A 12,687-nucleotide genomic window follows, 5' to 3' on the forward strand; every position below is an offset into this window, starting at 1 on the left:
CACCATGTTCTGGTTTCTCAGTAAGTGCATTCAAAAATTTGGTGTCGCGGGCGGACTTTCCGTTTATGTGCAGATTAAAATTTTAAGGCAGCCGGTAATAAAACTACCCGGATACCGGCAGCCCATTCATTACCGGCCGGGCACAGCCGACCTGACCACCTTCAGGGAAATATTTTTACGCGAAGAATACAACCTGGATTTACCGGCTTCTATCAAGCCAAAAACCATTATCGATGTGGGGGCCAATATCGGGTTTACTTCGTTGTTTTTTTCACGGCACCATCCCGATGCAACCATTTACTCACTTGAGCCGGAACCGGGTAATTTTAAGTTGCTGCAAAAAAATGTGGAAGGTTATTCCAACATCACGGCCATGCAGGCGGCTTTGTGGAACGAAAACGGCACCATCGGAATAGAGGACCATGGCTACGGCTTGCGCGGATTTATGGTTGAAAAACCCTCGGGTAAAAGCCAAACCATGCAGGCGCTTACTCTACAATCACTTATTGAGCAACACAACATTACTTCAATCGATATTCTGAAAATTGATATTGAAGGAAGCGAGAAGGAAGTTTTCAGTGGCGATACCGGTTGGTTACGAATTACCAAATGCCTGGTTATTGAGTTACACGACCGGATGAAGCCGGGGTGCTCGGAAGCGGTGTTCGGTGCACTAAGCCGGCATCACTTTTCCAAACGCGTTAAAGGCGAAAACCTGGTATTTATTAATCAGGAAATTATTTCCTCACCTGGCCTGCAATAACTTCCTGATAGTGCGCTTCGAGTTGTTGGGTAAGCACGGCAACATTAAACTCCCGTTCTACTTTGCCCCTTCCGTGCGAGCCAAATTTTCCAATCAGCTCCGGGTTATCAAGAATTTTTTGAAAGCATGCCTGTAAACTCACCACATCATTTTCTTCAGCCAGCAACCCGGTAATGTCCTCCTCCACAATCTCAGGGATATCCGAATGACGGGTAGCCACCACCGCCATACCGGTTGCCATGGCATCCATAATGGCTACGGGTGTTCCTTCTTTGCGGTTGTCGGGTGTAGTAATGCTGGCCTGGATGAGCACATCGCACTGGTACATTTTTTCAATGACAAAAGAATAGGGCTGGTATCCATGCCAGGTTAACCGATCAGCCACGCCAAGCTGTACTGCCAAATGTTGCAGCGACTCGCGCAGCGGACCATCACCCACCAGGTCGAGCGTAAACGCATAGTTATCCTTTAAGGCCGCCAACGCCCTGATAGCAATGCCTACACCTTTCTTTTCCAGCAAGCTGCAGGAAGTCATAAAGCGAACAGGCTCGCCCGGCTTTCGCTGCCGCGGTTTAAACGCAACAGTTCCTGCATCAATACCAAGGTGGTGAATGCTGATTTTCTTTTCATTGCATCCCAGGGTAATAAGATGATTTTTCATGTACGGCCCCAGTACCAGAATACGATCGGCTTCCGTAAATAACTTTTGATATTGTTTTACCACGCCCCCTTTTAACGGGTAATGAAAGGCATCATCGCCATAAAAACTGCATACCATCGGCAGGCCGGTTTTCTTTTTGAGTCCGATAAGTTTTACCCCCTGGTAGCCAAAGTGAACATGCAGAACGGAGGCAGCCGATTTTTTGCTGATGGAATAAAAGAATGGTATATACCCGGCAAGTTTCGAAAAAATAAGTTGAACAATCTGAATTACTCTATTCAGATTTTCCAACGCATAAACTTCCGGCAACGGAAACAGGTGCAGGTTTTGGATTTTACGGGTAATGAAAACCGGCTGAAACGTTTTATGATGACGCAAGATACTGTGGATCCAGTTTTCGGTTAGCGGCAGGTACCGCGAATTGTAATGCAGTACTACGGGCTTTTTATCAACTGAAGGCTCCATAATTCAACGCACTATTCGCAGGGGGTCAATCAACCGGAATTCGTTGCGGTAAACCCATAGCAACAACGCCAGGGCAACAACCACGTACGCAAAATGAATGATGGTTTCGCTTACGGTAATTCCGGAGAACTCCGTTAACAGCACGACCAATCCAAAAACCACCGGCACAGCAATCAGTTTATATACATTCAGGTTATTGAAAGCAAACCGGTTGCGGCTGCCGGAATACAGCAAAATAATTTCAACTACCAAGGCAAAGGCTGAGGCCATAATTACTCCATACACTTCCATTACAGGTATCGCCAAAATCATCACACTGATTTTAACAGCCGTTACCACCAGGTAATACAGCGGCAACGGTTTGGTGTACTTAAGTGCCGAGTACGGCATGGCCGCATATAACCGTAAGGGCTTAAGCAAATAAATAAGCCCGATGAAAGGTATAAACACCAGGGCTTCCAGGTATCCTGATTTAATCTCGAAAAAACCGAGGATAACAGGGAACAGAAAAATACATCCGGCCACCAACATAACAGCCGCAGCCGTGAGACCGTGAAAGTACCGGTTAATTTCGATAGAGGTTCCTTTATCCTGTTGCGCTGCCACCTTACTCAGCACCTTCGGATAAAAAGAGTTAAATAATCCGTTAAGCGAAAACTCCACCACCAGCATGCACTTAAAGGCAAAGTCATAAACACCTACGCGGTCAAGCGGCAAAAAGAAAACCATCAGTATCCGGTCGAAATAGTTTACTGCCCATAGCTGAAGCTGGTAGATAAACGAATAGGTATTAAAACCAAACGTTGAGCGCAACAGCGGGTAATTAAACCGCACGCCAAATTCGCGGTAAATGCGAACGAGTGCACCAACACCCGAAACCATGGCAGCAACCACCCTTGCCCCTACCGGCCCTGCCAGACTGCTCGGAAAGAGTTTTAAACCCGCGATAGTAAGAACAGCAATGAGTGAAAAGTTTATCAGGTTGGCCCAGAAGAAACGCGTAGGTTGCTCGCGGCTCTGCAATAAACTGGTATTTACCTTAAACAAAGCCTGGAATACACCGGTAATTACCGACAGCATCCCGTAAGGAAAAAAAGCGAGGCCCTGCCCGGTGAAGAGCTTCACGAAAACAAACTCACCGGTTAGTGCCGCAACAACCGCCACCGCTAAGCCAAGCAGCAGCATAAAACTGAAACACGAACTGATAAAGGCTGATAATCTTCTGTTATCGGTTTTAAAGTCGTGGTAATGAACATACAGTGAGGTATCGAAGCTATAGGTTACCATAATCTGCACCAGCATGGACAAAGCCAGATAGATAGCCAGTGCCCCATAAAGTTCGGTGGGCAGGCAGGCCACATAAAACGGCAATAACACCACCGCGCTGGCCATGGGCAATGTGCCGGCCACGGTATAGATAAACGAACTTTTGATGAATTGCCTGCTGATCAACTGCGGTAAAATTCAGCGCAACATACAAAACCTAAAGCGAATTAAGCAGGGCAGCAAGTTCAGCCGTAAGCGACCTGCGGCTATAATGTTCAACTCCACTTCCAGTTGTGGCGGTGTTGTTCTTCCAACCGGAAAACAACCGGAGCAAGCCCGCTTTTATTTCCTGCAGGTTATTCCGCTCAACAACAATTCCGGCTCCGGTTTTACTCAGGATGGATGCCGCATCGCCATCTGCAGGACCAATACCAAGTATGGGTCTTTTTGAACCCAGGTACTCAAATAACTTACCCGGTATATTTCCGGGAGCTATAACGCTGTTGGCAAGTACCAGCAGTAACACATCCGTTTGGTTGTACACATCAACCAGTTGACCATGAGGTACCTGGTTGCGGAAAGAGGTGATTCTTGATAACACGTCATCCGCTTGCACCCAACGCTGAAACGCACTGTTTACCTGACCAACAAATTCAATGGCTAGCACGGCTGCAAGTTCATTGTTTTCTTTACATGCCTCACGTGCGGCCAGCATAAACGGGCGCGGGTCGCGCAGTTCATCCACAACACCAAGGTGGCGTACCGTAAACTTATTGCCTTTTGAGTAACAGAGATTCGAAAAATCATCTTCATCATACCCGTTGGTTATCAAAACGGTTTTACGGGCACCGAGCTCTTTAAACCAGTTTACATAATGCGGGGTAACCGTCAGTACACCATCAGCGGCAACAAGTACACGGTGCTCAAGCTGGCGATGGCGGGCGCGGGCCAGCAAAGTGAGGTGAAGTGTATCGAGCAAATCCCACCGGCTCCACGGATCGCGGAAATCGGCTATCCATTTCAGGGAAGGGTTTTTCTTTTTTAGTGCTAACCCGATAAGGTGCATCGAGTGTGGCGGCCCGGTAGTAACAATAATGCGGATGTGATTATGCTGAATAAAATCGTTCAGAAATTTTACAGCCGGCCGCTTCCAGAAAATTTTCGGATCGGGAATAAAAAAATTCCCGCGAATGAAAGCCGCGATAGTTTGAAAAACCGATTTTTTTCCTGTGGAAACATAGTCGGATGATTTCACCGGTCGCCCGGTTAACCAACCCGAGAGCCGGGCATAAGCCGAATAAGGTTCCCAGATCGGCAGTTTGATTATGTCTGCCTCCGGGGGAACATCCTTCAGCAACGATTCATCCTTTAATTCAAACGAAGGGTTCTCCGGTGTAAACACAAACGGTTCCCACCCAAATTGCGGCAGGTATTTTACAAACTTCAGCCACCGCTGCACCCCGCTCCCTCCGCTGGGCGGCCAGTAGTACGTAATAATCAGCACCCGTTTATTCATGCTACGTCTGGTTGCCTGTTACCGGTAACCCGCAACAGGCAACCGGCAACAAGTTTATCCGATCAATCTAAGAATTTCATCCCAATCATCAGGGTTAACCCAATTAATTTCCGCATCGCGCCTGAACCACGTGAGTTGCCGCTTGGCATAGCGCCTGGAATTTCGCTTCAGCAGGCGGATGGCTTCGGTGCGATCGTACTTACCCTCCATAAAATCAAAAACCTCCTGGTAGCCTACCGTTTGCAGCGCATTTTTTGTACGGAAGGGATACAATTGCTCAGCTTCAGTAAACAGTCCGGCTTCAATCATGCTGTCCATTCGTTCATCAATGCGCTTGTACAATAATTCGCGTTCAACATCCAATCCGATTTTAATCACCCGAAAGGGCAACTGCCGCTTTTGTTTTTTCTGAAACTCTTTAATGGACTTGCCCGTTGCCAGTTTCACCTCCAGGGCGCGCAGCAACCGTTGCGGATTTTGCGCATCCAGCGTGTTAAAACTTTCAGGATCCACTTCGTTCAGTTTCGCCTGCAACCAGCTCAGTCCGTATTCAGCATAACGGTCAGTGAGTTCGTCACGAATCTCATCCGGAACTTCGGGTATATCATCAAAGCCTTCAAGCAGTGCTTTTACGTACAAGCCCGAACCTCCGCACACTATCAACCAATTGTATTTTTCAAACAGCCGGCAGGTTAATGCAAATGCCTCCTCGCCATAAGTAGCGGCATCATAATCCTCGGTAATAGTAAGGGAATTAATAAAGTGATGGCGTATTGCGGCAAGCTCTTCGGCAGAGGGCTTTGCGGTTCCGATTGTCAATTCCCTGTAAACCTGTCGCGAATCGGCCGAGATAATTTCCGTTTGCAGATGACGGGCCAGTTTAACAGCCAAGGCTGTTTTACCCGAAGCCGTTGGCCCGACAAGCACAATCAGTTTTTTTTTACTCCAATCCACCGGCCAAAAGTACAAACCTTCAATCATTTGCGGTTATCCATTATCTTCGCGCCAAACAACCACGTATGATTAAGTACACCGTACCCTTTCTTACCAAACTGGAGGAGCTGCTGGCCGAATCGGATTACACGCTGCGTTATGAAAAGGGTAATTTCAAATCGGGTTACTGCCTGCTGCGCGATCAGAAGATTATGATTGTCAATAAGTTCTATACAACCGAAGGCAAGATTAACGCCCTCCTCGATATTTTAAAGTCGGTGGAACTGGATAAGTCGCGCTTTTCTGAAAAAAGCCTGCGGTTGTATGAAGAGCTTACTCAAACAGAAGTAAAAGCTTGACCATTACCTTTCTCGGCACCGGCACCTCCCAGGGCGTACCCGTTATCGGGTGCACTTGCGAAGTGTGTACTTCGGTTGATTTCCGCGACAAACGCCTTCGTTCTTCCGTGCACATCCAAACCGGCAACCTAAGCCTGGTAATTGATACCGGTCCTGACTTCCGCCAGCAGATGCTACGCGAAAACATCGGGCAAATAGATGCCATTTTATTTACCCATGCCCACCGCGACCATACTGCCGGGCTTGACGATGTGCGCGCCTATAACTTCAAGCAAAACATCAATATGCCGGTGTATGGCACAACCGAAACACTTCATCAGATTCAGTCCGACTTTGCCTATATCTTCGGCCCCGACAATTACCCCGGCCTGCCGCGCATTACCTTATTCCCAATTACCTCAAAACCTTTTTCCATTAACAATGTTGAAATTATTCCGTTACCGGTGCTGCACCTTAAGCTACCGGTTCTTGGTTTCCGCATCGGCAGTTTCGCATACATTACCGATGCCAATTACATTCCCGAGGAAACCCTGGAAAAGCTTCGCGGAATAAAACACCTTGTACTCAATGCCCTGCAGCGCGAGCCGCACATTTCGCACTTTAACCTGGACGAAGCCATCGGCATGGTAAAAAAAATCAATCCCGAAAAGGCCTGGTTTACACACATCAGCCATAAACTGGGTACACAGCGGAACATCGAAAAAGAATTGCCCGAAGGAATTGCACTGGCGTGGGATGGGTTACAGCTTTCAATAGCGTAACCGTGCATAACAATTACTACTTTCTGCGACAACTTACCGGGGCGTTGGCCAGCCGGCTAACGGGCAGTGTCGTTTCGCAATGTTATAGTCAGCATGCTGACGAACTGATACTGCAATTTGAAACAGCTAAAAAACCGTTCTTCATACGGGCCTCGCTGCAGCCGCAGTTTTGCTGCCTTTCCTTTCCGGATGATGTAAAGCGGGCACGCAAAAACAGCATCGATCTCTTTCAGGAAATCATCGGTTGCCGGGTTACAAAGCTAAACCAGTTTATGAACGAGCGGAGCTTCAGCATAGAACTGGAGGATAATCATTTACTCTTATTCAAAATGCATGGCAACCGGGCCAACATCATCTTATTTATTGAGTTGAAACCGGTAAAACTGTTTCGGAATCAATTGGTACAGGATTACTCCCTCCGACTGGAAGATCTGAATCAATCAATCGATTTTTCGCGGGCATCGTTCGAAAAGAACTTACCGAACCTGCAACATTGCTATTTCACCTTCGGTAAACCCGTATGGCACTACCTGGCTGCACAAAATTTTTATTCAAAATCAACTGAAATAAAGTGGAGCCTGTTTAACGAAACAATTAAGTTACTCGAAAACCCGAGCTACTTTATTATAAACGAACAGAATTCAGTACACTTCTCCCTGCTTCCGGTTTACGAAGTGAGCCGGTCATTTACAGATCCAATCATTGCTATTAATGAGTTTTTCATGGTGCACCAGGCCACCCAAGCACTGATGTGTGAAAGACAGCAGGCAATACACCTGTTGAATAAAAAAATTGAGCAAAGCAGAAGTTACATTGAGCGCAACGAAGCAAAACTAAACGAAATTGAGCACGACAACCATTTCAACGTTTGGGCCGACCTGCTGATGGCCAACCTGACCAACCTGAAAGCCGGAATAGAAACTGCAACGGTTTTAAACTTTTATACCAACCAGCCCGAAGTGATTAAGCTTAAAAAAGAATTATCCATTCAGAAAAATGCCGAAATTTTTTACCGCAAAGCCAAAAACAGGTTGCTTGAAATTCAGCAGTTAAAACAAGGTATAACCCTGAAACATCAGCAGGTTGCTATGCTTGAAGGCCAGCTAAAGCAGGTGCAGCAGGCCGATGACCTGCGTGCCCTCAGGCTGTTGATGAAGGAGTTTAATCTTATTCAAACAGGAAAAGAAAAAACAATCGCATTACCGTATCGTGAAGTGGAATTTAACGGCTTTAAAATCTGGATTGGCAAAAACGCACAAAGCAACGATGAACTCACACAGAAGTACTCCTACAAAGACGACCTGTGGCTGCACGCCAAAGATGTTGCCGGGTCGCACGTACTGGTAAAGCACCAGGCCGGCAAACCTTTCCCGAAGCCGGTTATTGAACGGGCCGCGCAACTGGCGGCTTATCATTCCAAACGAAAAAGTGATTCGCTTTGCCCGGTAACCATTACCGCAAAAAAATATGTACGCAAACGCAAGGGCGATCCTCCCGGAATGGTTGTTGTAGAGCGGGAGGATGTTGTTATGGTTGAACCCAGGCAATGATTTGATTTTACGCCTCAACCAATCAAGAGGTGCTTCGTCACACCCTTAAGCGTGACTCAGCACAACAGTCAATTTACTTCACAACATTTATCCGCAATGTATTGGTGCGCTGGCGTTCCTGTATGGGCATGCTGGCCAGCACAATAAAAATATCACCTGGTTGCACGTGCCCTTCCTGCTTCAGGATTTTTTCCACATCGGCAATGGTTTCATCGGTAGAATTATGCTTATCGTAATGGTAAGCGCGGGCGCCCCACACCAGGTTAATGGTATTCAGCAGCGACTTGTTTCCGGTAAACACAAAAATGTTGGTGTTGGGTCGGTGCGAAGATGATTTGAATGCCGTGTATCCCGATGAGGTCATTCCCACAATCGCTTTTGCGCCTACATCCTTGGCCAATTTGCAGGCAGCCAGCACCAGGCTGTCGTTCAGGTAAATGGGCGACTTCGGATCTACATCGCGGAAGCGGTAATACATCTTCTCATTCTTCTCAACCGAGGCAATTGTACGCACCATGCTTCGGATAACTTCAATCGGATATTTTCCGGCTGCCGTTTCAGCCGAAAGCATCACAGCATCTGCACCATCCATTACCGCATTGGCCACATCGTTGGTCTCGGCTCGGGTAGGCCGTGGGTTTTCAATCATGCTCTCCATCATCTGGGTGGCCACAATCACGGGTTTGCTGGCTTTGTTGCATTTCTCAACAAGCATTTTCTGCACCATAGGCACTTCTTCCAGCCATATTTCAACACCCAGATCGCCCCGCGCCACCATTACGGCATCGGTGGCATTGATGATGTCATCAATGTTGCTTAACGCTTCGGGCTTTTCAATCTTGGCCACGATGCGCGATGTTGATTTTTTCTTTTCGATGATGTCGCGAAGTATTTTAATATCCTGCGCTTTGCGTACAAATGACAGGGCAATCCACTCAATGTTATTCTTCAGGCCAAACTCCAAATCTTCCATATCCTTCTCGGTAAGCGAGGGTGCCGTTACTTTACTGAAGGGCAGGTTTATGCCTTTGCGTGATTTAATCGGTCCGCCATACACCACTTCGGTAACAATGTCTACATCCCGTACTTCCACTACCTTCAATTCAATCTTACCGTCATCAATCAGCACCAGGTCGCCCACCTTTACATCTTTCGGTAAATTTTTGTATGAAGTGCTGGCGATTTCATTGTTGCCTATCAGTTCGCGGGTGGTGATAATGAACGTTTGCCCGCGCTGAATCTCCACATCGGGTTTCATTTCCTGGATGCGTATTTTCGGGCCTTGCAAATCGAGCAGCAGGGCTACGGTAGAGCCGAGTTCTTCATTGATTTCACGGACGTTATTAATCACGCTCTGGTGGTCGGCATGGGTGCCGTGCGAAAAGTTCAGCCTGAAAACATCCACACCTTCTTTCACCAGGGCACGCAGCATTTCCTTCGAGTTGGATGCCGGGCCAATGGTGGCTACAATTTTTGTTTTGTTGTACGAAATTTTCTCCGTTATCATGGTTAAAAAATAAAATTCACTTTCGACTTCAGACTCTCCAGCGGAATAGGAGCTACCAGTTCAACCATCGGCAGGTTACGCACCTTTTCAACCACCATGGCGGTAAAGCCGGGTTCCTCAGCCTGAGTCAAAAGTATAAAATCGAAGTGAGGAAATTCAGGTACCAATAAATGCCTGGCGGCTGTCTGATCAACCGGTTTGTTTTTGAACAATTTCAATCGGTTGAGGCGTGTTTCATACGCGAAAAAATTAAAATACTTTTCACCTTCTTTCTTAAAGCCAACGGCAAGGTCGGGCTGGCGCACCAGGCGGAAACCCGTTTGCCGGTTTATGGCCCATGCCAGTTTGTACCCCTTAGCCGTACTGGCAATACCGGTTAGTTTAAAGTTGTACGCGTACTCAATAACCAGCTTGTTTTTCTTCATTTTTATCAGGCAATTGCCGGTTTTTACAATTCAGGCGGGCATTAAAAAAGTTTGACAATATTGCATTAAATCTCTTTCTTTGCACTGAATTTTTAAAATCCTAAAACTCACAAACATGTCTGAAATCGCACAAAAAGTAAAACAGATCATCATCGACAAACTGGGCGTTGAAGAATCTGAAGTTACTCCTGAAGCAAGTTTTACAAACGACCTTGGCGCTGACTCTCTTGACACCGTGGAACTCATTATGGAGTTCGAGAAAGAATTTAACATCTCCATTCCTGACGATCAGGCTGAGAACATCTCAACCGTTGGCCAGGCTATTTCTTACCTGGAGCAAAACGTAAAGAAATAACAAGGGCGGTTACGCTCTTTTAATTCAACTTTTAACATGACCTTAAAACGAGTAGTCGTTACCGGGCTTGGTGCACTCACACCCATTGGCAACACCCTCACCGAATATTGGGAGGGGCTGAAAAAGGGTGTAAGCGGAGCTGCGCCCATTACCCGGTTTGACGCCTCGCAGTTTAAGACCAGGTTTGCCTGCGAAATAAAAAACTTCGACATCGGCAACCACATGGATCGCAAAGAGGCCCGCAAGATGGACCCCTTTGCCCAGTACGCCATGGTGGTGGTTGATGAAGCTATCAAAGATTCACAGCTTCCCCTGAATGAACTTAACCCTAACCGGGTGGGTGTAATCTGGGGATCGGGCATTGGCGGGCTGCTTACCTTTCAGGAAGAGGTAAAGTCGTACGCCAAAGGCGATGGCACCCCGCGTTTTAACCCGTTCTTCATACCGAAAATGATCCCTGACCTGAGTGCCGGGCATATTTCCATCAAGTACGGCTTTCGCGGACCTAACTTTGTTACTGTTTCAGCCTGCGCTTCATCAACCAATGCCATCTACGATGCCTTTACCTACATTCGCTTAGGCAAAGCCGATGTAATTGTATCGGGGGGGTCTGAGGCAGCTGTTTGCGAAGCGGGTGTTGGCGGTTTCAACGCCATGAAAGCGCTTAGCGAACGCAACGATGACCCGGCAACCGCTTCACGCCCATACGATAAAGACCGCGATGGTTTTGTGTTGGGCGAAGGTGCAGGCGCTTTGATTCTGGAAGAATACGAGCACGCCAAAAAGCGTGGTGCTAAAATCTATGCCGAAGTAATTGGCGGGGGTATGTCGGCCGATGCTTACCACATTACCGCACCGCACCCCGAAGGTGCCGGAATAACCCAGGTAATGTTTAATGCACTTGAGGATGCCGGCATAGCGCCAACCGAAGTAGATTACATAAATACACATGGCACTTCTACTCCGCTGGGCGATATTGGCGAGATTAAAGCCATACAACAGGTATTTGGTAACCATGCGTACAAAATGAACATCAGTTCAACCAAATCGATGACGGGCCACCTGCTCGGGGCAGCGGGCGCCATCGAAAGCATTGCCTGCCTGCTGGCCATTAACCAATCGGTGGTGCCGCCCACCATCAACCATTTTACCGATGATGACGGGCTTGATCCAAAACTCAACCTAACGTTTAACAAAGCCCAGCAGCGCGAAGTAAAGGTTGCCCTGAGCAATACATTCGGGTTTGGCGGGCATAACTTCTCCATTTTGCTTAAAAAGGTGTAGTTCCTTTTTTGCCTCAATGCCGTACCTTCTGCCATTTTCGTGTTATCTTTCGTACCGGTAAAACGAATTCAGCGCAGTTGTGTGGCGTTTACTTAAAATCCCAAAAAACAAATGCACTACCGATAAAAAACTGATTACCGCCATAAAAACGGTGGCCGGTTTTACGCCTTCTAATCTTGAACTGTACAGGTTAGCTACTTTACACAGCTCCATCGCCAAAGAAAACGGCCATGGCTTTAAAGAAAGCAATGAACGGCTGGAGTACCTGGGCGATGCCATTTTGGGCGCAGCTGTAGCCGATTACCTGTTTATGAAGTTCCCTTACAAAAGCGAGGGCTTTCTTACTGAAATCCGGTCGCGTATTGTGAACCGTGAATCGCTAAACCTGCTGGCCCGCAAAATCGGCATTGGCTCTATTGTTCAGTTCGACCAGAAGAATACCCAACTGCAACAGGTTATCCTGGGTAATACACTGGAAGCGATTGTTGGCGCCATTTATCTTGATAAGGGCTACCTCCGCTGCAAACGGTTTGTTATCAACAAACTAATAGTACCTCATTACGATATCGAAGAACTGATTGCCACCCATTCCAACTTTAAAAGCAAAGTAATTGAGTGGGGCCAACGTGAAGGAAAAGAAATCCGGTTTGAAATTGTAAGCATTAAAAAAGGCAGGCAGCATAAAGAATTTACCGCCCAGGTATTTGTTAATGGCCAGCCGCAAGGCACCGGCCACGGCATCAGCAAGAAAAAAGCCGAGCAGGATGCGGCCTTTAAAACCTGCGAAATGCTCAACATCCTCAGCGAAACTTCCGGTTAATTACCGTTTATTGCACACTGAT

At 47.2% G+C, this 12,687-nt stretch carries 13 protein-coding genes; 7 read left to right on the forward strand and 6 right to left on the reverse strand.

The window, feature by feature from the left end; translation table 11 throughout:
- Positions 1 to 4 precede the first annotated feature (4 nt).
- The gene (locus HRU69_13600) at positions 5 to 763 is read left to right on the forward strand and encodes an FkbM family methyltransferase (GenBank protein QOI98462.1); all 759 of its coding nucleotides are present in this window, start codon (positions 5 to 7) and stop codon (positions 761 to 763) included.
- On the opposite strand, the gene HRU69_13605 is transcribed toward HRU69_13600, so the two are convergent.
- From HRU69_13605 to miaA, 4 genes are read right to left on the reverse strand one after another with little or no spacing between them, the layout of a single operon-like run.
- A complete protein-coding gene (locus HRU69_13605) occupies positions 738 to 1,889 on the reverse strand; it encodes a glycosyltransferase (GenBank protein ID QOI98463.1) in 1,152 nt (383 codons plus the stop codon). The genes HRU69_13600 and HRU69_13605 overlap by 26 nt on opposite strands.
- A gap of 3 nt (positions 1,890 to 1,892) precedes the next feature.
- Positions 1,893 to 3,341 (reverse strand): oligosaccharide flippase family protein, encoded by a 1,449-nt coding sequence (locus HRU69_13610; GenBank protein QOI98464.1) that lies wholly within the window; start codon positions 3,339 to 3,341, stop codon positions 1,893 to 1,895.
- A gap of 31 nt (positions 3,342 to 3,372) precedes the next feature.
- Positions 3,373 to 4,671 (reverse strand): glycosyltransferase family 4 protein, encoded by a 1,299-nt coding sequence (locus HRU69_13615; GenBank protein QOI98465.1) that lies wholly within the window; start codon positions 4,669 to 4,671, stop codon positions 3,373 to 3,375.
- A 54-nt stretch (positions 4,672 to 4,725) separates the two neighbouring features.
- Entirely contained in the window at positions 4,726 to 5,652 is a 927-nt protein-coding gene (gene miaA, locus HRU69_13620) for a tRNA (adenosine(37)-N6)-dimethylallyltransferase MiaA (protein QOI98466.1), read from the reverse strand.
- Positions 5,653 to 5,690: 38 nt separating this feature from the next.
- Here miaA and HRU69_13625 point away from each other — a divergent pair, with 38 nt between their 5' ends.
- From HRU69_13625 to HRU69_13635, 3 genes are read left to right on the forward strand one after another with little or no spacing between them, the layout of a single operon-like run.
- Entirely contained in the window at positions 5,691 to 5,963 is a 273-nt protein-coding gene (locus tag HRU69_13625; GenBank protein ID QOI98467.1) for a hypothetical protein, read from the forward strand.
- Complete coding sequence (locus tag HRU69_13630) at positions 5,960 to 6,724, forward strand: MBL fold metallo-hydrolase (protein QOI98468.1); 765 nt, start codon at positions 5,960 to 5,962, stop codon at positions 6,722 to 6,724. The genes HRU69_13625 and HRU69_13630 overlap by 4 nt, the downstream gene beginning before the upstream one ends.
- Positions 6,694 to 8,274 (forward strand): fibronectin/fibrinogen-binding protein, encoded by a 1,581-nt coding sequence (locus HRU69_13635; GenBank protein ID QOI98469.1) that lies wholly within the window; start codon positions 6,694 to 6,696, stop codon positions 8,272 to 8,274. The genes HRU69_13630 and HRU69_13635 overlap by 31 nt, the downstream gene beginning before the upstream one ends.
- A 73-nt stretch (positions 8,275 to 8,347) precedes the next feature.
- Here the strand turns inward: HRU69_13635 and pyk are convergent, their stop codons facing one another.
- Together pyk and HRU69_13645 are read right to left on the reverse strand one after the other, a co-directional pair.
- Complete coding sequence (pyk, locus tag HRU69_13640) at positions 8,348 to 9,781, reverse strand: pyruvate kinase (protein QOI98470.1); 1,434 nt, start codon at positions 9,779 to 9,781, stop codon at positions 8,348 to 8,350.
- Positions 9,782 to 9,783: 2 nt separating this feature from the next.
- Positions 9,784 to 10,206, reverse strand: a complete 423-nt coding sequence (locus HRU69_13645; protein QOI98471.1) for an IPExxxVDY family protein — start codon at positions 10,204 to 10,206, stop codon at positions 9,784 to 9,786.
- Positions 10,207 to 10,321: 115 nt separating this feature from the next.
- Between HRU69_13645 and HRU69_13650 the strand changes: the two genes are divergently transcribed.
- The 3 genes from HRU69_13650 (at position 10,322) to rnc (ending at position 12,665) form a co-directional block, all read left to right on the forward strand.
- Positions 10,322 to 10,561 (forward strand): acyl carrier protein, encoded by a 240-nt coding sequence (locus HRU69_13650; protein ID QOI98472.1) that lies wholly within the window; start codon positions 10,322 to 10,324, stop codon positions 10,559 to 10,561.
- 36 nt (positions 10,562 to 10,597) lie between these two features.
- Positions 10,598 to 11,845: a beta-ketoacyl-ACP synthase II gene (gene fabF, locus HRU69_13655; protein QOI98473.1), complete on the forward strand. Its 1,248-nt coding sequence runs from the start codon at positions 10,598 to 10,600 to the stop codon at positions 11,843 to 11,845.
- 79 nt (positions 11,846 to 11,924) lie between these two features.
- Positions 11,925 to 12,665 (forward strand): ribonuclease III, encoded by a 741-nt coding sequence (gene rnc, locus HRU69_13660; protein ID QOI98474.1) that lies wholly within the window; start codon positions 11,925 to 11,927, stop codon positions 12,663 to 12,665.
- Positions 12,666 to 12,687: the final 22 nt, after the last annotated feature.

Source organism: Flammeovirgaceae bacterium, from assembly GCA_015180985.1.
Lineage (GTDB): Bacteria > Bacteroidota > Bacteroidia > Cytophagales > Cyclobacteriaceae > UBA2336.